The organism is Brenneria rubrifaciens, from assembly GCF_005484945.1.
Classification (GTDB): Bacteria; Pseudomonadota; Gammaproteobacteria; order Enterobacterales; family Enterobacteriaceae; genus Brenneria; species Brenneria rubrifaciens.
Map to the genome: position 1 here is coordinate 2846306 of NZ_CP034035.1, position 26262 is coordinate 2872567.

The 26262-nt window shown below is 52.8% G+C and carries 11 protein-coding genes; 5 read left to right on the forward strand and 6 right to left on the reverse strand.

The features are described from left to right. Positions 1–92 precede the first annotated feature (92 nt). Positions 93–731 (reverse strand): phosphatidylglycerophosphatase C, encoded by a 639-nt coding sequence (gene yfhb, locus EH207_RS12955; RefSeq protein ID WP_137714365.1) that lies wholly within the window; start codon positions 729–731, stop codon positions 93–95. A 68-nt stretch (positions 732–799) separates the two neighbouring features. Beyond that, entirely contained in the window at positions 800–1723 is a 924-nt protein-coding gene (murQ, locus tag EH207_RS12960; protein WP_137714366.1) for an N-acetylmuramic acid 6-phosphate etherase, read from the reverse strand. 170 nt (positions 1724–1893) lie between these two features. Between murQ and lapG the strand changes: the two genes are divergently transcribed. Beyond that, positions 1894–2586, forward strand: coding sequence for a cysteine protease LapG (gene lapG, locus EH207_RS12965; protein WP_137714367.1), 693 nt, complete (start codon positions 1894–1896; stop codon positions 2584–2586). Between the two features lie 3 nt (positions 2587–2589). Further along, positions 2590–4545 (forward strand): cyclic di-GMP receptor LapD, encoded by a 1956-nt coding sequence (gene lapD, locus EH207_RS12970; protein WP_137714368.1) that lies wholly within the window; start codon positions 2590–2592, stop codon positions 4543–4545. A gap of 129 nt (positions 4546–4674) precedes the next feature. Here the strand turns inward: lapD and EH207_RS12975 are convergent, their stop codons facing one another. Both EH207_RS12975 and EH207_RS12980 read right to left on the reverse strand, forming a co-directional pair. Continuing rightward, positions 4675–5019 carry a tryptophan synthase subunit beta gene (locus EH207_RS12975; RefSeq protein WP_137714369.1) on the reverse strand — a complete coding sequence of 115 codons (345 nt, stop codon included), beginning with the start codon at positions 5017–5019 and terminating at the stop codon, positions 4675–4677. A gap of 91 nt (positions 5020–5110) precedes the next feature. Next, positions 5111–17530 (reverse strand): Ig-like domain-containing protein, encoded by a 12420-nt coding sequence (locus tag EH207_RS12980; RefSeq protein ID WP_137714370.1) that lies wholly within the window; start codon positions 17528–17530, stop codon positions 5111–5113. 377 nt (positions 17531–17907) lie between these two features. Here EH207_RS12980 and EH207_RS12985 point away from each other — a divergent pair, with 377 nt between their 5' ends. The 3 genes from EH207_RS12985 to EH207_RS12995 all read left to right on the forward strand — a co-directional run bounded on the left by EH207_RS12985 (position 17908) and on the right by EH207_RS12995 (position 22939). Beyond that, a complete protein-coding gene (locus EH207_RS12985) occupies positions 17908–19260 on the forward strand; it encodes a TolC family outer membrane protein (protein ID WP_137714371.1) in 1353 nt (450 codons plus the stop codon). Between the two features lie 138 nt (positions 19261–19398). Beyond that, positions 19399–21588, forward strand: a complete 2190-nt coding sequence (locus tag EH207_RS12990; RefSeq protein ID WP_217496096.1) for a type I secretion system permease/ATPase — start codon at positions 19399–19401, stop codon at positions 21586–21588. Continuing rightward, positions 21575–22939 carry an HlyD family type I secretion periplasmic adaptor subunit gene (locus tag EH207_RS12995; protein WP_137714372.1) on the forward strand — a complete coding sequence of 455 codons (1365 nt, stop codon included), beginning with the start codon at positions 21575–21577 and terminating at the stop codon, positions 22937–22939. Before EH207_RS12990 ends, EH207_RS12995 begins: the two co-directional genes overlap by 14 nt. 91 nt (positions 22940–23030) lie before the next feature. On the opposite strand, the gene EH207_RS13000 is transcribed toward EH207_RS12995, so the two are convergent. Next, positions 23031–24545, reverse strand: coding sequence for a sensor domain-containing protein (locus EH207_RS13000; protein ID WP_137714373.1), 1515 nt, complete (start codon positions 24543–24545; stop codon positions 23031–23033). A 779-nt stretch (positions 24546–25324) separates the two neighbouring features. Then, on the reverse strand, positions 25325–26116 hold the full coding sequence (gene pdeH, locus EH207_RS13005; protein ID WP_137715349.1) for a cyclic-guanylate-specific phosphodiesterase: 792 nt from the start codon (positions 26114–26116) through the stop codon (positions 25325–25327). Between the last annotated feature and the right edge of the window lie 146 nt (positions 26117–26262).

Below are 26262 nucleotides of genomic sequence, written 5' to 3' on the forward strand. Positions count from 1 at the left end.
TATGTGGCTCACCCTGTCCTCTTTATCTTCCAGGTAACGTTTTGCGGCAGGCATTATAGCGATTAGGTTCGCCGCAACCAACCGGAGAGACATTACTCCAGTTGTTGCAAGCTGCCGTTTGGCGTCACGCGCCAGCGGTGCTCGCAAAAATAGAGCAGCGGATTATCCTGTTTGCTGTCGCTGTAGCCGCTGTAAAGCTTTAGCGGTGCGCCCAGTTGTTGCTCCATCTGAATGACTTTCTCTTGTCCCAGACAGCGCAAAGTGAGTACCCAACCACCGTAGCGGCGCGACATTTGACTCCCCATCAGCCGCACCCCAGGCAAGAAAGGCGAATCATGATAAACCTGTTCGACCAGACGCTGAGGCGATCCGGTGACCAGCCACACCTGAACCTGCGTGTCCTGCAAATATGCCGTGAGCCGCTGCTGAACCTCAGGGAAAGGCGTAACCTGACGCCGGAAATTATTGACGAACCGCGCTTCCAGATTGCTCAGCCGGGCTTCGCTACGTCCGAAGGTGATCGCCCACAACAGCCAACTCATCGGCCAGCGCGCAGCGCGCCCCTTTAACAAAAGCCCCACACCAATGACGGGTAGCAGCGGGATCACCAGTGAGAGGTTGAGCGGCAGCCGACGGAGCAAAAAGCGCAGGAAACTGCCAAACATATCCTCTTGATGCAGCGTGCCATCCAGATCAAAAAATACAATTCTCGGGCTTACCTTTTCGCTCAAAACATCACTCCCAGGTCAAAAAATGTCACCATGCTACAAGTTTCCCCCGATCCGGCGCGGTCATAAGGTCAACTCATCAACGCCTCTCGCAAATAACCGTCATGCTGCGCCAGCTTCCGCCGGGCCGCTTCCGCACTCAGACCGCTCAGAATCATCAGTATCGCCGGTTTTACTTCATTTTCCGTCTGCAACAGCGCCTGCCGCGCCACATCCGGTTGCGCCCCCGTCGCCTCGATCACGATGCGGCAGGCACGATCCAGCAATTTGATGTTGGTTGCTTTCACATCCACCATCAGATTCTGATACACCTTGCCCAACTTCACCATGACGCCGGTGGAAATCATATTCAACACCAGTTTCTGCGCCGTTCCCGACTTCAGCCGCGTCGATCCCGTTAACGCTTCCGGCCCGACAACGGGAGAAATAGCAACCTGCGCTTCCTGCGCAATGGGCGCATGCGGATTACAGGATATCGCCGCGGTACGGCAGCCTATCCGGGCGGCATAACGCAGCGCACCGATAACATATGGCGTTCTGCCGGAAGCCGCCAGACCGATCACCATATCATCAGACGTCAGATTAAGAGCGGCCAGATCCGCTTCGCCAAATTGCGGATTGTCCTCCGCCCCTTCAACGGCCTTGAGCAGCGCCCCCGGTCCGCCCGCAATCAGCCCCACCACCATTCCATGCGGCACGCCAAACGTCGGCGGACACTCTGAAGCGTCCAGCACGCCCAGCCGCCCGCTGGTGCCCGCGCCCAGATAAATCAGCCTCCCGCCAGCCTTCAGCGCATCCGCCGCCAGATCGACCGCCTCGGCAATCATCGGCAATACCTGCCGAACGGCTTCCGGCACCCTTTGGTCTTCCTGATTAAACACTCGCATCATGTCCAACGTAGAGAGCGTGTCCAAATTCATGGTGGCAGGGTTTCGGGTTTCGGATACCCATTCGCCCAGACCGCGCTCGCCCCAATTCAATGCGTCTGCGTTCATTCTGCGCCCTCACGGTTCGTTATCGCGTCATCTGCGCACATAGTAATCTCTTTTTGCCGCTATAAAAGTAAGATATTCTGCAACGGCATGTATACTCAATAGATTTCAGTATTCAGGCTGACGCTTCTCACGCGGTTGGCGTGTATCCTGTAAGTAATCAGAGAAAATCAGTGCAATATCACTGGCCCAGGCTTCATTATTACAAGCTGTTTTTTATCTGCTGTCTGCTATTTCTGCTGGCGGGCTCCCTGCGCGCCGACTGGGACTTTGTTACCATCGTCAAACGGACCGAACAGCTTTACGGCCCAGCTACGCCGCAAGCGAGCCGCCGGATTGAAGAGTGGCAGGCGTTACTGATTCCCCAACGTCATGTGGAAGAGCTAAAGCAGTTAAAAACCGTTAACCGTTTTTTTAATGACCGGTTGCTGTTTCAGGATGATACCGTCATCTGGAATCAGGAAGATTACTGGGCAAGTCCGATCGAAGCGTTGCGTAAAGGCGCGGCGGACTGTGAAGACTACGCTATTGCCAAATATTTTACCCTGCGCCATTTAGGGGTGCCCGGTGAAAAACTGCGTATTACTTACGTTAAAGCGTTGCGACTCAACAGAGCTCATATGGTGCTCACCTATTATCCGACACCGACATCTATCCCGCTGGTACTGGATAACCTGACGGATAAGATTCAACCCGCGACGCAGCGCAATGATTTGCTGCCGGTTTATTCCTTTAACGGCGAGGGGCTATGGTTACCGGGCACGAGCGGCAATAAGCGTGTGGGTGACAGTAAACGACTTTCACGCTGGCAGGATTTATTAACCAAAATGCGTGCCGAAGGATTTTCAATTAAGGAGTTGGATTAGGCTATGTCTTTATACAAACAATTACTGATAGCCATCTGCCTGTTCGTGCTGATTATTTTCAGCGGGAGTTTTTTCGTCAGTCTGGAAAACTCACGCGAGCAATACAATAACCAGCTTCATTCCCACGCACAGGATGCGGCAACCGCGCTGGGGTTATCCCTGACCCCGAATATTGATGATCCGGCAATGGTCGAGCTGATGGTCAGCTCCATTTTTGACAGCGGCTACTTCTCCAGCATCCGGATTAGAGATTTAAAAACCGATAAAATTACGCTGGAACGTACGGCTTCGCCGCATATACCCAACGTACCCGTCTGGTTTGTTCGTCTGGTAAACCTCCAGCCTGGCGCGGGCGATGCTATTGTCATGCGAGGTTGGGAACAGGCGGCCAAAGTCGAGGTTATCAGTCACCCGATGTTCGCCATTTCCCGTTTATGGCAAAGCAGCTCGGCGATCCTCTTGTGGCTGCTTGGCTGCGGAACGCTGGGGGTACTGATTGGCGCCGTCATGCTGCGCCGTCAGTTACGGCCGCTGGATTATATTGTCGAACAATCGCTGGCGATTACCCGTCGGGAATTTCTCAGCCAGCCTGATTTACCCAATACCCCGGAATTCCGCCGTGTCGCGCAGGCGATGAACCAGATGGTCAGCCAACTGAAAACCCTGTTTGAAGAAGAAGCGGAACGAAGCGAGCGCTTACGCCAGGAAGCCTATCAAGACCCGCAGACCGGGCTGGCTAACCGTCGCGCTTTCGATATGCAGCTTAATGACAAACTTTCCGATGAAGACACCCCACCCGGTTTCCTGATTCTGCTCCGTGTGCAGGATCTTTCCGGGATGAACCAGCGTCTGGGGGGGCAGCGTACCGATGCACTGCTGGCTTCGATTGGTCATCTGATGCGTAAAATCCAAAAGCGGCATACGGAAGCAGAAAGCATTCTGGCCCGTATCCGTGGCGGTGAATTCGCCATGTTGTGTCCCGGTCTGATGGATAAAGAAGCCTACGCGCTGATTGGTGAACTGACGCACAACATTGAGACGCTCTATCTCACCGGCGAAACTGACGTATCGCCGGTAGCCAGATTTGGTATGGTGCCATTCCGCCCCGGCGATTCGGCGCAATCGCTGCTGGTTCAGGGGGATCATGCGCTCACCCAAGCCGAAAGTAGTTCAGATATCACTATTCCCAATGAAACTCGGCCGACGTCATCCCCGGTTGAATCCGATCGGCATATGTGGTTTCACCGGCTTGATTCCATTCTTGAACAAGGACGCCTGCAACTGTTCCTGCAACCTGTGGTGGATTGTCTTGAACCCGATCGGGCACTACACCATAAAGTGCTGGCTCGAATCGAAGATGAGCAGGGAAACAGCATTGCCGCCGGCCGCTTCCTTCCCTGGGTCCAGCGCTTTGGCTGGAACACCCGGCTGGATCAGGTAATGTTGAAACAGGTATTGAATTTTTTACGCCACTATAAAGGCAATCTGGCTCTCAGTCTGTCCGGCAGTACCGTTCTTGATTTGTCTTTAACGGCGCAATTGCTTGCCCCGTTAAAGCAACAGCCGACGCTGGCGAAGCGCCTGATTCTGGAACTGGATGAAAATCAGTTACCAGACGCCACGCAACTTGAGGCATTAATCAAATTACTGAATGAACACGGCTGCACGCTGGGGCTTCAACACTTCGGTGGCCGGTTTGATATGATCGGTAATTTATCCCAATGGGGATTGGCCTACCTGAAAGTCGATGGCAGCTATATCCGCAATATTGATCAGGAAGGGGATAAAAAGATGTTCATCGAAGCCCTGTATCGCGCCACCAATAGCATTGCGCTGCCGCTGATTGCTGAACGCGTAGAAACCGCCGGAGAATTTAGCGTACTTCAGGAAATGGGGTTACAAGGTGCGATGGGGCGTTTGCTGGGCGAACCGGCTCCGGCCACCGAGATTCTGAAATAAACGCCTATCCGCGCCAGTAAATGCGGCGGGAAATACGCGCGCCGTCGATCTCACCTTACGATAAGCGGGATAGCCGGGGCGTTCACAACGTCAGCCTCAAAGAAGATGCCCGCCCTGTCTCTGCGGCACTCAGATCATCCCGTCCTCCTCATCGCCGATCAACTTGTTCAGATCGCCGTTTAACGCTTCACGCGCCTGAGTACGGCTGATCAACTTAAGCTGCGCCGCTGGCGGGAAATCGGTAATATTGATTAACCCTTTTTGCATCAAAACCTGAATTAAATCTTCAAGTACACGAACCATTTCCAGGTCGCTCTGACGCAGTTGCTGCAAACTGGCTATCGCAACGTCATGGTTTTTGAACCAGACCAATGCTTCTACGGAGTCGTCAGGCAATTCGCCATTCATCCCGGTAAAAGGACTCTCATCAACCTTGAGCAATTGACCATCACTATCGCGCTGGACATAAAACATATTCAGAGACCTTTCTCGTGTTCTTGAATAAAACGCATGAAGGACGCAAAACCGTGACTCGCCTCATACTGAGGCGAACCCGTTATTATTATCAGCTTCCGGTCTGGTCGGGCTTGCTGATTAAACTGTCTAGCGAGGGCAGCGCGCCGCTGTAATTCTCAAGCGTGATTGACACCGCTACCGTACCGTTTTTGTCATCGGTGAAATTGCCTTCCGTACTGATTTCAATCGTTGCAGAACCAGCGTTATCCAGAATACGGATATAACGGCTGATGTCGGTTCCTTCCTCCAGTTCACCGACAAGGTCACTCAAATCGATCTTGTCTCCTTCACTGGCATTAAAGTCCCTAATCAGATCATTCCCGATGTCACCAGACTGCCAGTTAAAGGTATCCGCACCGGCGCCGCCGACCAATACATCACTCCCCGGCCCACCAATCAGCACATCATCCCCGTCGCCGCCATACAGCAGATCGTTGCCGGTTCCGCCGAGGAGGGTATCATTACCGCCCTGACCAAAAAGGATATCATTCCCTTTGCCGCCATTAAGAGTATCATTACCGCCATAGCTGGAGGACAGATCAAACTCAGCACTATGGGTCGAGATGTAATTGTGTATCTCTTTTGCCATCGGCGTTTCCTTAACGCCCAACCGCTCGGCGATATAACTCTGCAATGCGGGGAAGCCATTGCCTTCAATGTTATTAAATGTCACCACATCGCCAAACAGGATGTCATTCCCCAAGTCACCGTTAAGCTCGTCGTCACCGCCTTTCATCGGCTGGTTACTGCCAAGAACAGCCTCATTGAGATCGCTGGGATCGATATGGTCCTGAACCACGCCGTCAGTATCATAATGTTTCAGGCTGGCCGCGTTCAGATCGAAACCAATACCAATCGCTTCAACGGCGGACAGTTCTTTCAACAAAGAAAAGGCGCTTACCGCATGGGCATTGCTGACATCACCATTCCCTGAATTATCGACCCAATACGGATACCCGCGAATATCCATCGCCCAGTAACCATTATTTCCGGTCCCGCCCCGCGAAGAGATTTCATAGGTGCCATCTCCCTGGGCATGAACCTGACCTATAACCGTCCTGGTAACACTATTCCAGTGGCCGCCGTTATATTGATAAACATTTCCTTGCTCATCGATCACTTCACGCATCGCGCCCCGCACATTCATATAGTAGGACTGGCCCGGTGTATAGGCAATATTGTCAATATTGAGCGACTGCCACCAGTCACTGACGCGCACCTCATCGCTCTCGTGGGTCTGATAGTATGTCGGTTCGCCATCGGTGATAAAATACGTCAGGTTATTCCCTACATTATTTTTAACCATATCACTGAGGAACCAGTTTGCCGTGGTTTTGAATACGTCCTCATAATTAGTGCCACCACCGAAGTATGAACCACCGACCATTGAATTCAAGACGTTAGTCAATTGGCTTAATGCATCGGGATCGTGCAGATTTACAGAAACGGTCCTGCCCACCTGCGTATCAAAGTCCGCTAAAAAGACATTAACCGTTCCCGCATTCATGACATTGGCACTTTTTGTCAAACTATTGAACACATCGGTCAGCGACGCCTGAATTTTCTCAATATCGCTGAACGTTATACTGCCCGAAGAGTCGACCATAAAAGCAATGTTATAATTTTGCCCTTCGACAATCTGCAACCCGGACACATCGGCAATCACCACATCATGGCTGGGCGTCCCCGAAATAGTGTCGCTGGCGGTCGTTCCGATGCTCAACCCGAACTGCTCAACCCCTTCAGATGAATATCCGGTCGCCGTATCGGCATTTGTCAATTCGGTTGACGTCGCTTGCGCCACCACATTGAATTTCCCCGCCTCGACAGGCACAACAAGGGTAATTTGCCCGGCAAGCGCGGACACTCCTTGCGTGTTAGGAATGAGATAGGCGCCGTCGCTGCCCACAGTATAGGTCACATTGCTGATGTGATCGGTCAACACCGTGCCTACGGGAATCCCTGTTAGGGTAATGCCGGACAGGGTTTCGCTGCCATCAAGATCCGTCAACGCAGCGGAGACGCTGATCGTGTGCTCCTGAAATCCGCTTTGAGCGGGAATCACTTCAACGGTAGTCGTGTCGCCACTATCCGCCAAAACGGTGGAACCATCACCATAGATAATGCCTTCCAACTGGTTGCCGCTGCTGATTAGCTGACTGCTGCCATAAACATTCACACCGTCAAAAGTGTTGACGTTATTCGCGGCATTATTGTTGGTTGAAGTACTGACGCTGTATTTGGTCTTATCGCCGTGCTGAAGAAAGATATAGTCCGGCGACGTGCCGGATGATTCCGAACCGCCATTGCCGTTGACCGCATTCAAGCCACGCTTGGTGCCGTCCTGCATATACCCAGAGCCGTCATGCACAACATAGATATCGGAGGAACTACCACTCCCGTTGACATTTCCCTGACTGTAATAGGAAACCGTACCGGTTCCTACCACTGTCGGCACCAGATCCCCTTCAGTCAGCCATACGCGCACCCCGTCGCCGATCGCGATAATCTGGCCGTCCTGAATATCAAACCCGCCATTTTTACTTCCGCCATTGACTTCAATGATCTCAGACGTAGACGGCGTCGTTTCACCACTGGTGATACTCAACGTCACCACAGGCGCATCCGCGACTGGCGTAATCTTGATGTTTACGGAAGCGCTATCGCCGATGTTACCGGCGCTATCAACCGGTTTATAATCAAACCCGCTAAGAGGTGTACCTGCCACGTTTTGCGCGGGCTCGAATCGCAATTCAGCGTCATCCGCGGTAAATATCTGTCCGACCGTCACCGGTTTCCATTCGCCACCCTCATTAAAGTACAGCGTACCGGCACTGGTTTGGGGCAGTGAGGCAATCACGATGCTGGACGTATCGCCAGAAACACCCAGATCGTTCCAACCAATAGCCAGCGACGTATCTTCGACACCGGTAATCTCACTGTCATGGGCAACGGGTGACTGAATGTCCATCATCGCCTGACTGCTGGCTTGAGCTTGATTACCCGCGGCATCGGTTACAATGGCATCGACCGCGATCTTCCCTTCAGACAATGAACTGAGATCGAGTGATGCGGACCATTTTCCATCAACGACCGGCACATCGTCCAACGTAACGGACTCACCGTTAACATCGGTGAAGATCAGATCAACCATCTTCTCACTGCTGGTGCCGCCAATAACAGTATTTGTCAGTTCGAGCTGGCTGATATAACCGTCATTGCCAGCTAAATCAGTAATGTCGATTTCTGGAGCAGTCGTATCGACGGTATAACCGCGTGAGGCATCCGCCGTGGTCTGATTGCCTGCCGCGTCAACGGTGGTGACCGTGGCGCTCACCTCGGTATGGGCCGCCAGCACGCTGCCCAGCACCGCCACGCTCCAGCTCCGGCCGTCCGCATTCACCGTGGTCTGATAGATCTCGGCACCCACTTTGACCGTTACCGCATCGCCCGCTTTAACGTCGTTACCCACTTGACCGGATACCGTCAGCATCTGCCCCGCTTCCTCGGCATTGACGATATCGTCGCCGGCAAGGCTATCGATGGTGATGGTCGCTTCGGGCGCGGTGGTATCTACGCTATAACCGCGTGTGGCATCCGCCGTGGTCTGATTGTCTGCCGCGTCAACGGTGGTGACCGTGGCGCTCACCTCGGTATTGTCCGCCAGCACGCTGCCGGGGACACTGACGCCCCAGGTTTTACCATCCGTATTCACCGTGGTCTGATAAGTCTCGTCACCCACTTTGACCGTTACCGCATCGCCCGCTTTAACGTCATTGCCCACCTGACCGGACACCGTCAGCGTCTGTCCCGCTTCCTCGGCGTTGACGATATCGTCGCCGGCAAGCGTATCAATAGTAATAACGGCGTCGGGTGCGGCCGTATCTACGCTATAACCGCGTGTGGCATCCGCCGTGGTCTGGTTGCCTGCCGCATCAACGGTGGTGACCGTGGCGCTCACCTCGGCATTGTCCGCCAGCACGCTGCCGGGGACACTGACGCTCCAGGTTTTACCATCCGTATTCACCGTGGTCTGATAAGTCTCGGAACCGACTGTCACCGTGACCGCATCGCCCGCTTTAACGTCATTGCCCACCTGACCGGACACCGTCAGCGTCTGTCCCGCTTCCTCGGCATTGACGATATCGTCGCCGGCAAGGGTATCGATGGTGATGGTCGCTTCGGGCGCGGTGGTATCTACGCTATAACCCCGTGTGGCATCCGCCGTGGTCTGGTTGCCTGCCGCGTCAACGGTGGTGACCGTGGCGCTCACCTCGGTATGGGCCGCCAGCACGCTGCCGGGGACACTGACGCTCCAGGTTTTACCATCCGTATTCACCGTGGTCTGATAAGTCTCGGAACCGACTGTCACGGTGACCGCATCGCCCGCTTTAACGTCATTGCCCACCTGACCGGATACCGTCAGCGTCTGACCCGCTTCCTCGGCATTGACGATATCGTCACCGGCAAGGGTATCGATGGTGATGGTCGCTTCGGGTGCGGTGATATCTACGCTATAACCGCGAGTAGTATCCGCCGTGGTCTGATTGCCTGCCGCGTCAACGGTGGTGACCGTGGCGCTCACCTCGGCATTGTCCGCCAGCACGCTGCCGGGGACACTGACGCTCCAGGTTTTACCATCCGTATTCACCGTGGTCTGATAGATCTCGTCACCCACTTTGACCGTTACCGCATCGCCCGCTTTAACGTCATTGCCCACCTGACCGGACACCGTCAGCGTCTGTCCCGCTTCCTCGGCGTTGACGATATCGTCACCGACAAGGGTATCGATGGTGATGGTCGCCTCCGGCGCGGCCGTGTCCACGGTATAAGTACGGATTGTATCGGCGGTCGTTTCGTTCCCCGCCGTATCGCGGGTAGTCACCGTGGCGCTCACCTCGGCATTGGCCGCCAGCACGCTGCCGGGGACACTGACGCTCCAGGTTTTACCATCCGTATTCACCGTGGTCTGATAAGTCTCGGAACCGACTGTCACGGTGACCGCATCGCCGGCCTGCACCTCGTTACCCACCTGACCGGATACCGTCAGCGTCTGACCCGCTTCCTCGGCGTTGACGATATCGTCACCGGCAAGGGTATCAATAGTAATAACGGCGTCGGGTGCGGCCGTATCTACGCTATAACCGCGTGTAGTATCCGCCGTGGTCTGATTGCCTGCCGCGTCAACGGTGGTGACCGTGGCGCTCACCTCGGTATGGGCCGCCAGCATGCTGCCGGGGACACTGACGCTCCAGGTTTTATCCGTATTCACCGTGGTCTGGTAAGTCTCGTCACCCACTTTGACCGTCACCGTATCACCGGCCTGCACATCGTTGCCCACCTGACCGGACACCGAAAGCGTCTGCCCCGCTTCCTCGGCGTTGACGATATCGTCGCCGGCAAGGGTATCAATGGTGATGGTCGCTTCGGGCGCGGTGGTATCTACGCTATAACCGCGTGTAGTGTCCGCCGTGGTCCGATTGCCTGCCGTATCAACGGTGGTGACCGTGGCGCTCACTTCGGTGTTGGCCGCCAGCACGCTGCCCGGCACCGCCACGCTCCAGCTCCGGCCGTCCGCATTCACCGTGGTCTGGTAAGTCTCGTCACCCACTTTGACCGTCACCGTATCACCGGCCTGCACCTCGTTACCCACCTGACCGGATACCGTCAGCGTCTGACCCGCTTCCTCGGCATTGACGATATCGTCGCCGGCAAGGGTATTGATGGCGATGGTCGCTTCGGGCGCGGCCGTGTCCACGGTATAAGTACGGATTGTATCGGCGGTCGTTTCGTTCCCCGCCGTATCGCGGGTAGTCACCGTGGCGCTCACCTCGGCATTGGCCGCCAGCACGCTGCCGGGGACACTGACGCTCCAGGTTTTACCATCCGTATTCACCGTGGTCTGAAAGGTGTTCGAGCCCACGGTCACGGTGACCGTATCACCCGCTTTAACGTCATTGCCCACCTGACCGGATACCGTCAGGGTCTGCCCCGCTTCCTCGGCGTTGACGATATCGTCGCCGGCAAGGGTATCAATGGTGATGGTCGCTTCCGGCGCGGTGGTATCTACGCTATAACCGCGTGTAGTGTCCGCCGTGGTCCGATTGCCTGCCATATCAACGGTGGTGACCGTGGCGCTCACCTCGGTATGGGCCGCCAGCACGCTGCCCGGCACCGCCACGCTCCAGGTTTTACCATCCGTATTCACCGTGGTCTGGTAAGTCTCGGAACCGACTGTCACGGTCACCGCATCGCCGGCCTGCACATCGTTGCCCACCTGACCGGACACCGTCAGCGTCTGTCCCGCTTCCTCGGCATTGACGATATCGTCACCGGCAAGGGTATCAAGGGTGATGGATGCCTCGGGTGCGGTGGTATCTACGCTATAACCGCGTGTAGTGTCCGCCGTGGTCCGATTGCCTGCCATATCAACGGTGGTGACCGTGGCGCTCACCTCGGTATGGGCCGCCAGCACGCTGCCCGGCACCGCCACGCTCCAGGTTTTACCATCCGTATTCACCGTGGTCTGGTAAGTCTCGGAACCGACTGTCACGGTCACCGCATCGCCGGCCTGCACATCGTTGCCCACCTGACCGGACACCGTCAGCGTCTGTCCCGCTTCCTCGGCATTGACGATATCGTCACCGGCAAGGGTATCAAGGGTGATGGATGCCTCGGGTGCGGTGATATCTACGCTATAACCCCGTGTAGTATCCGCCATGGTCTGGTTGCCTGCCGCGTCAACGGTGGTGACCGTGGCGCTCACTTCGGTATGGGCCGCCAGTACACTGCCCGGCACCGCCACGCTCCAGGTTTTACCATCCGCATTCACGGCCGTCTGATAGGTGTTCGAGCCCACAGTCACGGTGACCGTATCACCGGCCTGCACGTCGTTACCCACCTGACCGGATACCGTCAGCGTCTGACCCGCTTCCTCGGCGTTGACGATATCGTCGCCGGCAAGGGTATCAAGGGTGATGGTCACCTCCGGCGCAGTGGTATCTACGCTATAACCGCGTGTGGTATCCGCCATGGCCCGATTGCCTGCAGCATCAACGGTGAGCACGCTGGCGCTCACCTCGGTATTGGCCGCCAGCACACTGCCGGGGACACTGACGCTCCAGGTTTTACCATCCGTATTCACCGTGGTCTGGTAAGTCTCGTCACCCACTTTGACCGTCACCGTATCACCGGCCTGCACCTCGTTACCCACCTGACCGGATACCGTCAGCGTCTGACCCGCTTCCTCGGCATTGACGATATCGTCGCCGGCAAGGGTATCAATGGTGATGGTCGCTTCGGGCGCGGCCGTGTCCACGGTATAAGTACGGATTGTATCGGCGGTCGTTTCGTTCCCCGCCGTATCGCGGGTAGTCACCGTGGCGCTCACCTCGGCATTGGCCGCCAGCACGCTGCCGGGGACACTGACGCTCCAGGTTTTACCATCCGTATTCACCGTGGTCTGATAAGTCTCGGAACCGACTGTCACGGTGACCGCATCGCCCGCTTTAACGTCGCTGCCCACCTGACCGGACACCGTCAGCGTCTGTCCCGCTTCCTCGGCGTTGACGATATCGTCACCGACAAGGGTATCGATGGTGATGGTCGCCTCCGGCGCGGTGGTATCTACGCTATAACCGCGTGTAGTATCCGCCGTGGTCTGATTGCCTGCCGCGTCAACGGTGGTGACCGTGGCGCTCACCTCGGCATGGGTCGCCAGCACGCTGCCCGGCACCGCCACGCTCCAGGTTTTACCATCCGCATTCACGGCCGTCTGATAGGTGTTCGGGCCCACAGTCACGGTGACCGTATCACCGGCCTGCACATCGTTGCCCACCTGACCGGACACCGAAAGCGTCTGACCCGCTTCCTCGGCGTTGACGATATCGTCACCGGCAAGCGTATCAATAGTAATAACGGCATCCGGCGCGGTGGTATCTACGCTATAACCGCGTGTAGTATCCGCCGTGGTCTGATTGCCTGCCGCGTCAACGGTGGTGACCGTGGCGCTCACCTCGGCATGGGTCGCCAGCACGCTGCCCGGCACCGCCACACTCCAGGTTTTACCATCCACATTCACGGCCGTCTGATAGGTGTTCGGGCCCACAGTCACGGTGACCGTATCACCGGCCTGCACATCGTTGCCCACCTGACCGGACACCGTCAGCGTCTGACCCGCTTCCTCGGCGTTGACGATATCGTCACCGGCAAGCGTATCAATAGTAATAGCGGCATCCGGCGCGGTGGTATCTACGCTATAACCGCGAGTAGTATCCGCCGTGGTCCGATTGCCTGCAGCATCAACGGTGAGCACGCTGGCGCTCACCTCGGTATGGGCCGCCAGCACGCTGCCGGGGACACTGACGCTCCAGCTCCGGCCGTCCGCATCCACAATGGTCTGGTAGATCTCAGCGCCGACAGTCACGGTCACCGCATCGCCCGCTTTAACGTCATTACCCACCTGACCGGATACCGTCAGCGTCTGTCCCGCTTCCTCGGCGTTGACGATATCGTCACCGGCAAGGGTATCAATGGTGATGGTCGCTTCGGGCGCGGAGATATCTACGCTATAACCGCGAGTAGTATCCGCCGTGGTCTGATTGCCTGCCGCGTCAACGGTGATCACGCTGGCGCTCACCTCGGTATGGGCCGCCAGCACACTGCCGGGGACACTCACGCTCCAGCTCCGGCCGTCCGCATCCACAATGGTCTGGTAGATCTCAGCGCCGACAGTCACGGTCACCGCATCGCCCGCTTTAACGTCATTGCCCACCTGACCGGACACCGTCAGCGTCTGACCCGCTTCCTCGGCATTGACGATATCGTCACCGGCAAGCGTATCGATGGTAATAGACGCCTCCGGCGCGGTGATATCTACGCTATAACCGCGAGTAGTATCCGCCGTGGTCTGATTGCCTGCCATATCAACGGTGATGACCGTGGCGCTCACTTCGGTGTTAGCCGCCAGCACACTGCCCGGCACCGCCACGCTCCAGGTTTTACCATCCGCATTCACCGTGGTCTGATAAGTCTCGGAACCGACAGTCACGGTGACCGCATCGCCCGCTTTAACGTCATTGCCCACCTGACCGGATACCGTCAGCATCTGTCCCGCTTCCTCGGCGTTGACGATATCGTCACCGGCAAGGGTATCAATAGTAATAGCGGCATCCGGCGCGGCCGTATCTACGCTATAACCGCGTGTGGCATCCGCCGTGGTCTGATTGCCTGCCGCGTCAACGGTGGTGACCGTGGCGCTCACTTCGGTATTGGCCGCCAGCACGCTGCCCGGCACCGCCACGCTCCAGCTCCGGCCATCCGCATTCACGGCCGTCTGAAAGGTGTTCGGGCCCACGGTCACGGTGACCGCATCGCCCGCTTTAACGTCGCTGCCCACCTGACCGGACACCGTCAGCGTCTGTCCCGCTTCCTCGGCGTTGACGATATCGTCACCGACAAGGGTATCGATGGTGATGGTCGCCTCCGGCGCGGTGGTATCTACGCTATAACCGCGAGTAGTATCCGCCGTGGTCTGATTGCCTGCCGCGTCAACGGTGGTGACCGTGGCGCTCACCTCGGCATGGGTCGCCAGCACGCTGCCCGGCACATTCACGCTCCAGCGCTGACCATCCGTATTCACCGTGGTCTGGTAAGTCTCGGAACCGACTGTCACGGTCACCGTATCGCCGGCCTGCACATCGCTGCCCACCTGACCGGACACCGAAAGCGTCTGTCCCGCTTCCTCGGCATTGACGATATCGTCACCGGCAAGGGTATCGATGGTAATAGACGCCTCCGGCGCGGTGATATCTACGCTATAACCGCGAGTAGTATCCGCCGTGGTCTGATTGCCTGCCATATCAACGGTGATGACCGTGGCGCTCACTTCGGTGTTGGCCGCCAGCACGCTGCCCGGCACCGCCACGCTCCAGCTCCGGCCGTCCGCATTCACAGCCGTCTGATAGGTGTTCGAGCCCACGGTCACGGTGACCGTATCACCGGCCTGCACATCGTTGCCCACCTGACCGGACACCGAAAGCGTCTGCCCCGCTTCCTCGGCGTTGACGATATCGTCACCGGCAAGGGTATAGATGGTGATGGTCGCTTCGGGCGCGGTGGTATCTACGCTATAACCGCGAGTAGTATCCGCCGTGGTCTGATTGCCTGCCGCGTCAACGGTGGTGACCGTGGCGCTCACTTCGGTATTGGCCGCCAGCACGCTGCCGGGGACACTGACGCTCCAGCTTTGGCCGTCCGCATTCACGGCCGTCTGATAGGTGTTCGAGCCCACGGTCACGGTGACCGCATCGCCCGCTTTAACGTCGCTGCCCACCTGACCGGACACCGTCAGCGTCTGTCCCGCTTCCTCGGCGTTGACGATATCGTCACCGGCAAGCGTATCGATGGTAATAGACGCCTCCGGCGCGGTGATATCTACGCTATAACCGCGAGTAGTATCCGCCGTGGTCTGATTGCCTGCCGCGTCAACGGTGGTGACCGTGGCGCTCACTTCGGTATGGGCCGCCAGCACGCTGCCCGGCACCGCCACGCTCCAGGTTTTACCATCCGCATTCACGGCCGTCTGATAGGTGTTCGAGCCCACAGTCACGGTGACCGTATCACCGGCCTGCACGTCGCTGCCCGCCTGACCGGTGACCACAATCGTCTGATCGGCTTCCTCGGCATTGACGATATCGTCACCGGCAAGCGTATCAATAGTAATAACGGCGTCGGGTGCGGCCGTATCTACGCTATAACCCCGTGTAGTATCCGCCGTGGTCTGATTGCCTGCCGCATCAACGGTGGTGACCGTGGCGCTCACCTCGGTATGGGCCGCCAGTACACTGCCCGGCACATTCACGCTCCAGCGCTGACCATCGGCATTCACAATGGTCTGGTAGATCTCAGCGCCGACAGTCACGGTCACCGCATCACCGGCCTGCACCTCGTTACCCACCTGACCGGTGACCACAATCGTCTGATCGGCTTCAACGGCGTTGACGATATCGTCACCGGCAAGGGTATCAATGGTGATGGTCGCTTCGGGCGCGGTGGTATCTACGCTATAACCGCGAGTAGTATCCGCCGTGGTCTGATTGCCTGCCGCGTCAACGGTGATCACGCTGGCGCTCACCTCGGTATAGGCCGCCAGCACGCTGCCGGGGACACTGACGCTCCAGCTCCGGCCGTCCGCATCCACCGTGGTCTGATAAGACTCGGCGCCGACGGTCACGGTCACCGTATCGCCCGCTTTAACGTCATTGCCCGCCTGACCGGTCACCGCGATCGTCTGACTCGTTTCATCGGCATTGACAATATCATCCCCCGCAAGCGTATTGATGCTGATCGATGCTCTAGGCGCAGTAGTATCTACGGCATAAGCGCGGATCGTATCGGCTGTCGCTTTGTTCCCCGCCGCATCCCGAGTGGTGACGCTGGCGTTGACTTCAGTATGGGCCGCCAGCACGCTGCCGGGGACACTGACGCTCCAGGTTTTACCGTCCGCATTCACGGCCGTCAGATAGTTATTCGATCCCACGGTCACGGTGACCGTATCACCGGTCTGCACATCGTTACCCACCTGACCGGATACCGAAAGCATCTGACCCGCTTCCTCGGCGTTGACGATATCGTCACCCGTAAGAGCATTAATGCCAATTGAAGCCGCCGGCGGCAGCGTATCAACAACGATTGTATCGCTTCCGCCAGTACCAGAGAGCCCGGTTTCATCGGTATAGCTGCCATCCGGTACGCTAACCCGAACCTCTCCTTCAAAATTAGAGAAAGGTATCAATACCGCTGTCCACTGAGTGGTATCGTTAGGATCCTGAACCAAATTCGATAATGTGCCGTTTTCAACGGTGATGTCACTGAAATCAAAACCGACAGGTGATTTTGTGAATGTAAAGACGACTGTACCGCCATCATTGATTGCGACAGTCAACGCAGCAGGTGTGCTATCTTCGGCATAACTGCTCGCTGGGGCCAGTGTAGTTAGGGCGCTGTCACTCTCTCTTAGTGTCGTGGCAGCGCTAACCTCCAAGACTGAAGAATCATAACTAGTTGATACATCGATAGTTTTAGCAGTAAGATCGAGCACCACGGCAGTGTGGCCTCCGCCACCGTCACCCGCCTCGCCAGTGTCATCATTACCTGCCGCGGTAGCCTCAAGCGCCTGTGTTGGATCTGCCCCTTGCGCAATGGCTGCCTGCAAAGCAGCAACATCCTCTACAGCCTCTTCCGTTTTCTGCGATGTGGCATCAATACCACCACTCCAACGGCTATCACGACCTAAATCCAGAGTACGTCCATCTGGCAAGGTTATGGAAACTGCACCATTGTCGCCGGTAACAATTTCTTCACCACTATAGATGCGATCACCTGCGGTCAATAACCGCTGACTTCCATCTAAAGCGACAACGAAGACCTGACCGATCACAAATTTGATGATACCGATTACGCTATTCATAATAGCTTCTCCTTGATATCTATTAATATTTATGGTGCAGGGACATTTTAATAATTATCTTCCGGCATCATCCAGATGAAGTGAATTGCTGAGTGTCATCCTGAGCAAATGGTTGGGATACCGCTATAATTTGACTTTCGTATGCGTCAATCGCTTGACTCAGTGGCTGATATAATAAAAAATTCAGATTATTCTTTCCAGAAGTTTACTCACTAAGTGTAAATAATATTTCCCTATCTATCGGGATGCATTTAATTATAAATAAACACATTGATTTTACTGGGATTTTTTTTATTAAATTAATTACAAATTAATATATTTACCCTGTTAATTAATAGGAATAATCACAAATTAGCCTTTGTGAAGGAAAACAGCTAATGATACGTAAATATAATGTTGCTTTAATGACGCTAATTGTCGCTTTTGCCAATACAGCCTATGCCGATACTATTCAGGAAGCGATAAAGCACTCGCTTAATACCCACCCTGAGGTCAGTGCATCCATAAACAGCCGCTTTTCAGCCGAACATGATCTGAGCGCCGCCAAAGGAGCCTACCTTCCTTCCGTAACATTAAATGCGGGCGTGGGGCGCGAGGAGACAGACAGTAGCTCAACGAGGTTCAGCGGCAATCATGGTGTTGAACTGACACGAAGTGAATCCAGCATCAATCTGAGCCAGATGGTATTTGATGGGTTTGCGACATCCAGTGAAGTTGCCCGGCAGCGAGCTACCGTGAACTCTCGCGCATACAACGTGCTTAATACCAGTGAAACTACCGCATTAAATGCGGTTGAGGTCTATCTTTCTGTCTTGCAGCGTCAGGAATTTGTACGGCTTGCCGAAGCCAACCTCGCCAGCCATGAACGCATCTACGATCAGATCAGGCTACGCAGCGAGCAAGGCGTGGGCCGTCTGGCTGATATGGAACAGGCGGAAGCACGTCTCGCCCAGGCACGGAATAACGTTTTGACAGAAAAAACCAATCTGGACGACGCGATAACCAATTATCTGAGCGTGGTCGGCAAAGAACCTGACAATCTAATTCTTCCAGATAGCGCCATGCTTTCCGTACCCGCATCGCTGGCAGAAGCGCGGCGTATCATGCTGGCTAACAGCCCGGCATTGAAATCCGCGGAATCTGATGTTGAAGCAACGGAAAAGCAATACGAAGCATCCAAGTCGACATTTTATCCACGAGTCAATGTTGAACTGGCGCGCAGCATGGACAATAACATCGACGGTTCGCGTGGTCACAATAACGAATGGCAGGCCATGCTGAGAATGCAATACAATCTGTATCAAGGCGGCTCCGGCAAAGCCAACATGGAATCAAAAGCCTACCAGATCAAAGAAGCACAAGATGTCAGAAATAATGCTCTGCGTTTACTTGATGAAGAACTGCGTCTTTCCTGGTCTGCGTTAAATAATGCACGCCAGCAGCTTCCTATTGCGGCAGAATATGCCGAACGCAGTATGAAAGTGCGTTCGGCTTATCAGAAACAATTCAGTTTAGGCGAAAGGACGCTTTTGGATTTGCTGGACAGTGAAAATGAATTGTTCACCGCACAACGCCGTCTGGTTGAAGTACGTTTTATCGGGCGATTTACCGAGTATCGGATAAAATCGCGCATGGGAGATCTGTTGAAGAGTTTATCGATTCCTGAGCCTGCGGCGGGTAAAAGTCTTACGAACGTGACCACTCGCGCAGGGTTGCCAAACCTGAATTAATATATTCACGCACTAATGAAGATCGTTGCTCCGTAAGCATTATTGGTGCTGCGAATAAATATATTTGATCTTGCTGGAAAGCATCTGTCTGCATATTGTCATTGCAGAGATTGCCTGGCGTAAGGAAAGTTCTGTTAAATGAAGTTGCATTCCAAACAAGATGAAAGTAACAACCCTGACGAAACGGTTGTCCATAAACACAGCGATCCTCGCAATCGCCATGATGATCCCTTATTGGATGGTCTGTTGATACTTTGTGCTTTACAGGGAAAATCCGCCAGTCGAAGCACATTGACAGCCGGCCTTCCTCTTGCCAATCAGCGTCTGACCATCCAACTGCTTCCCCGTGCAGCGGCCCGCGCCGGTTTACAAGGCCGGGTGCTCAAGCGAGCGCTGAACAAAATTCCAGCCATGTCCCTACCGGCCATGCTGCTATTGCGTGAAGAAAGAGCCGCTATTCTGCTGGGCTGGAATGCCGACGGCAGCGCCCGCATCATGCCCAGTGAGACAGAGGGGGGAGAAATTGCGGTCGATCACGACTCATTACAGCAGAATTACCTCGGGTTGGTGATGTTCGCCCAACCTCGCCATCAGTTTGATATTCAACATCACTCTTTAATCAAACAGACAAAATCCTGGTTCAAAGATACGCTTAAACTCTCGCGTTTTTTGTATCTGGATGCCGTGCTCGCCAGCCTGCTTATCAATATCATCGCACTGGCAACACCGCTATTTGTCATGAATGTTTATGACCGGGTGGTTCCCAATCAGGCAACGGCGACCCTATGGGTGCTGGCTATCGGTATTACTGGCGCTTTTTTCTTTGATTTAGTGCTAAAAACCCTGCGTGGGATCTGCCTGGATATGGCGGGGAAAAAAACCGATCTGATCATTTCCGCCACGCTGTTTGAACGAATCACCGGCATGTCGATGAAAGCCAGACCCGCCCGGGTAGGCAGTTTTGCACAGAATATTCATGAATTTCAGTCGCTCAGAGATTTCCTTTCTTCATTGACGTTGACCACCCTGATTGATTTCCCTTTTACCTTACTGCTATTGCTAGTAATCGGATTCATCGGCGGTCCGCTGGTCTGGGTTTCGATTCTCACTTACCCTCTTGCTCTGCTCACCAGTTGGGCACTGCAAAAACCGCTCTCATCCACCATTGAAAAAACCATGCATCTTGCCAGTGAACGGCAGGCAACGTTGATTGAAACACTCGGTGGCCTGGACGCGATAAAAGTCAATAATGCGGAAAGTGAACGGCAGTACCAGTGGGAACAGACTATCGGCAGTCTCAGCAAGCTCGAATTACGGGCAAAAACGCTATCCTCATTAGCGGTTAACCTGACGCTTGGGTTTCAGCAGTTTGCCGGTGTCGCCATGATTGTGGCTGGCGTTTACATGCTGATTAACGGCAACCTCAGTATGGGCGGATTGATTGCCTGCTACATGCTGAACGGCAGAGCGCTAATGCCGCTGGGCCAACTGTCAGGATTAGTAACCCGTTACCAGCAGGCTTCCCTGACGATGGATACCACTGAACAAATGATGCAACTGCCGCAAGAGCGAAGCGACAACGAACATCCGCTCAAGCGTGAAAGCATTCGCGGCAGCATTGAGTTTCGCGATGTCACGTTTAACTACCCGGAACAGAAAAACAGCTCCTTGCAAGGCATCAACCTGAGCATCGCCCCCGGTGAGAAAGTGGGCATTATCGGACGAAGCGGTTCCGGTAAAAGTTCGCTGCAAAAACTGATCGTCAATCTTTACCAGCCCTCAACGGGTAACTTGCTGATTGATGGCGTCGATGCACGCCAGCTCGACGTCAGCGACCTCAGGCACAATATCGGCTATGTCCCACAGGATATTCAACTGTTCAGCGGCACGCTGCGTGACAATCTGATCAGCGGCGCGCGCTATGTCGAAGATGAAGCGATGCTGTTGGCTGCGGAAATCGCCGGCGTAAATGAATTCGCCCGCCTGCATCCGGATGGCTATAACCTTCAGGTTGGCGAACGCGGTCAGCAACTTTCCGGCGGTCAGCGTCAGGCAGTAGCATTAGCCAGAGCACTGTTACTCGATCCCCCTATTTTGGTTTTTGATGAACCCACCAGTTCAATGGACAATACCAGTGAAGACCGGTTGAAACAGGTTCTGGCGCCAGTGCTCGTCAATAAAACGCTATTGCTGGTGACACACAGGGTCTCTATGTTGGCGCTGGTAGATCGCCTGGTTATTGTTGATAAAGGCCGCATTATTGCCGACGGCCCGAAGGCCATCGTGATGGACGCCTTGAAGAAGGGACAAATCAATGCGTCTCGCTAAATATCTTAGACGTATCAAACGCTACTTCACAGGTGATGATAACCATGAGAACCTTCAGACGATGCCGGAAGTCAGCCGTGCGTTGATCGAAGATTCCCCCAGAATTGCCCGCATCACACTTTGGGTTATTGGTGCTTTTTTCCTGTTTTTCATCCTTTGGGCGGCGTTTGCTGACATTGATGAAGTAACCCGGGGAGATGGAAAAGCCATCCCATCATCAAGACTGCAAAAGATCCAGAACCTGGAAGGCGGCATCGTCACGGAAGTACTTGTTCATGAAGGTCAGGTCGTCAACGCTGGCGATCCGCTACTACGCCTGGACGATACCCGGTTTGCCTCAAACGTCGGTGAAACCGAAGCCGATAGACTGGCGCTGATTTCAAGAATCGAACGTCTTAACGCTGAAATCAACGATCGTGAATTTATTTTATCAGAGGAAGTCACCCAACTGACACCGGAAGTCGCCAATGGTGAACGGGAGCTTTACAACAGCCGGCGCCAACAATTTCATAACGAGATAGCCGGCCTCAAAGAGCAATTGGTGCAACGCCATCAGGAATTACGGGACTTTTCCGCAAAACAGATTCAGTTTCGTAATAGCCTGAATTTACTACAACAGGAAATCAGGATGTCGGAGCCTCTTATCGCCGAAGGCGCCATCTCAAAAGTAGAGGTACTACGTTTAAGACGGGCGGAGGTCGAAACCAAAGGCCAACTTGATTCGGTCAGGCTGTCGATACCCAGGGCAGAGTCGGCGATAAAAGAAATTGAAAATAAAATTGAGGAAGCGCGCGGGCGCTATAAAAGTGATGCGTTATCACAATTGAATGAAGCGCAAACCAATCTGAACAAAATTACCGCAACCGGCAGAGCGCTGGAAGATCGCGTAAACCGGACGCTGGTGGTTTCGCCGGTGCGTGGTATTGTTCAGCAAATTCTGGTCAACACCATTGGGGGCGTTATTCAGCCGGGGAGTGATTTGGTGGAAATTGTGCCACTGGATGACAAATTACTGGTTGAAGCCAGAATTCGTCCGCAAGATATCGCGTTTTTGCACCCCGGCCAGGAAGCGATTATTAAACTAACGGCTTATGATTACACCATCTACGGTGGGCTAAAAGGTCAACTTGAGCAGATTAGTCCAGATACCGTTACCGACAAAGAAGGGAACAGTTTTTATATTATCCGTTTACGCACCGATAAAAACTATTTGGGCAGCGCGGATAAACCTCTGCTTATTATTCCTGGCATGGTGGCATCGGTAGATATCATCACTGGGAAGAAAACAATTCTCAGCTACCTTTTAAAACCCATCATCAGGGCAAGAGCAGAATCATTGCGAGAAAGGTAATAGAACAAGAAAGAGAATGGCAAGAGAAAATAAAAGAAAGAGCACGCTAAGGTGCTCTATTAAAAAATAATCATCACAGTCTTATCAATTATTAATGTGTATTGACGTCTTGATAAATTTGAGTCTGACTACGTCCCATTGATTTTGCCTGATACATTGCTGAATCCGCGTTGATTGCCAATGTCAAAGAGTCAGTTCCATGCTCAGGATAGAGTGCAATACCGATACTGCACGATATATCCAGCTTTTTGCCTTCAATCTCGAAGGTCTTATTTAGAGCATTATGGATTTTATCTGCAACATACAACGTATTATCAACTTCTTTAATGCCTTGCAGCAGAATAATAAATTCGTCACCGCTGCGTCGATACACTGTATCGGAATCCCTTACCGCGCCACGCATACGCGCTGCGGCTTCTCTTAATAGTAAATCGCCCACGGCATGGCCGAAAGAATCATTGATCTGCTTAAACTTATCCAAATCGAGAAACATCAGCGCAATTTTTCTGCCCGTTTGCTTGGACAGCAATATAGCCTGTTCCATTTGCTCGGCAAACGTTAAACTGTTCGCCAGTGAAGTCAGCGAATCATAGTGGGCCAGTTGGCGGTAATGTTCCTCGCTCCGGCGCAACATGTCTATCGCCCGATAACGCTCGATGGCGATAGAAATAAGTTGAGCTGATTTTTCTACAGAAAGAATTTCTTCTTCTGTGGGAACGTACACTTTACGATGATAAACATTTAACACCCCGAGTATTTCTTGATTTTGTCCATAAATAGGCTCAGACCAGCATGACCGCAACCCGGCATATAATGCCAATCCCTTATGTTGAGACCAATCAGGATGGATAGAAATATCGCCCGCGATGACTCGCTTTCCCGTGGATGCAGCCGTCCCAAACGATGCGACGCCGTCAGCAATATTAACGTTGTGGATGGCATTTTTATAGAATCCCGGCAAACTCGGCGCCGACCCCAAAGTCAGGCATTTTTTATCTTTATCAACCAGCAACACCGAACAGACGATACGACCGGGGTTTTTCTCTTCAACACTGAATATTATCGCATCAAGAATATCTTTGAGTGGTGCGCCACTCGACAAAAGCTCTAGAGCGCGATTATAGGAGTTGTCATGATGTTCTTGTGACTTTCTTTCTGTGATATCCAGCTTTACGCCAACATATTGGGTTGAGTGAGTCGCTTTGTTATATATTTTGACGATATTGGCTTTTTCCCAATAGAGTTGCCCATCTTTACGACGGTTAATAAACTCACCGCTCCAAATATCACCTTTATTTATGGTAGCCCACATATCTTCATAGACGTTTGCGTTGGTCATCCCTGACTTAAACATATTCGTCTTTTTGCCAATCACTTCATCCGGCATATAACCAGACAAGGCAATAAATTGACGATTTACGTAAATGATTTCACAATTCTCATCCGCAATTATAATCGATGCAGGGCTATATTCCGTCGCAAAGAAAATCATGTTTATAAAATCTTGCCTTTTTCGCTCAATATCAAATTTTTGTTTGATTTTTCTATTCCTTACAGAAGAAAAGAACAGCAGCAATAATAATGTGGTTATTATCATTTCATACACAATAACACTCTCCTCAGGCCCAAGCGGTCCTGATCGTACAAATCACAGTATTGATGACGAAAAATCCCGGTAACAATCCCCTATCCCATTGATTTTCAGGATTGGTACATTTCCGGAGAGCGGGAAGGATGAAAGAAAAATGCTCCATATTGCTGGAGTATTCAGATACATAAGAACGTCAGCATAATGCCCCCGCATGTGACTGTGCGCAAATAAGAATAATAAGCTTAAAAATGTATTGATTTAGTATTAATAATTGTTCGTGTTATAAGTTTTGTTAATGGAATAGGAAAATATTTCACCGGATTCATGGTGATATATTTTGAACATCAATTTTTTGTAAGCAAATCAATTATACCAATAAGTATCATTCTTTTAATCAACAAAATCTATCACAAAATGGTTTTCGATCGTTATCAGCGAAGGCTGTTATTTTTTATCATTAAAAATCATAAATTTAAAATAAACATCAATATCATTCAACCGTCTATGCCACGAGAATGGCAAAGCATCATTAAAAAAGTCGTAAAAATTATCATTCTTCTATGTATAAACATAAAGAACTATAATTAATAAACTCATAAGAATAAAATACTATGTTAATAGATAAATTCATTAGCTTTTCTCCGCAAACCTCACGTATTTCGCAGAATATGCTTTTTATGACGAGAAAACATTATGAAAGAAAATTGTATCTGATAAAAAACAAGGCGAAATTCAAGGGAGAAATTGGTTACATTAAAACGGTATGTCAATCGCGCAGCATGATCGATTGAACCTCAAAGTTCCAATTTTAGCGCCTCAAAGTTATCAAATGGTTGAGGACGGGAAAGATAGTAACCCTGTGCCGCATCCGCATGGGAAGCTTTGACAATCGCCCATTCTTCTTTAGTCTCGATTCCTTCGATCACGACATGGTTACAAAAACGAGTAAGCAGCGAGATTAACGTTGGGAAAACAGAACGCCCTTCCTCACTTTGTTGTAGTAAAATAAACAGCTCTCGCGCCACTTTAATACAGTCATATTGCGCCAGCATCAATGATGAAAAATTCGCCATGCCACAACCAAAATCATCCAGCCAGAGCATTTGAGTCTCTGGAAGGATGGTCAGGGTTTCTTTTGGTAATCCCCCCTGATTTTCCACCATTTCAAAACGAATCCAGGGCATGGAAGAGATCAGCTGCTTTGCCTCATGGCTTTTCTGTAACGCCAACAGCGTCATACCATCAATATTCACAGACGCAAGCAGACCTTCGCGGATAAAACGTAAATGCCAATGTGACAATAACTGTAGTTGTTCTACAATAATCTGCAAACGTGCATCGACGTTAATATTAGCAAAGTATTTTTCCGGCGAAATAAACTTCTGAGGTGAGGTAAGAGAGGAGACGGAGGTTAGCAACTCAATAGCCATCAATTTACCTGATGTTCGGTAAATTGGCTGAAAAGTATACCGCCGTTGGCATTGATGCCAATAATCAACGCTTAATGATTCGACATTTACTTGATGGGAAAACAATGGCTCAAAATAATTGAGGTTACCGTCCTGCTGCACTATGCGTTCCGCCATTAGAATGACACTGTAAGTTATAAAAAACACATCATACGGATATATACCGTTATCGGCTTTCCCGACACAAACTTTATCGGTGATACCAATCAAATCAATACGGACAACCTCATGAAATAAGAATATTGATATTACAATCAAAACTA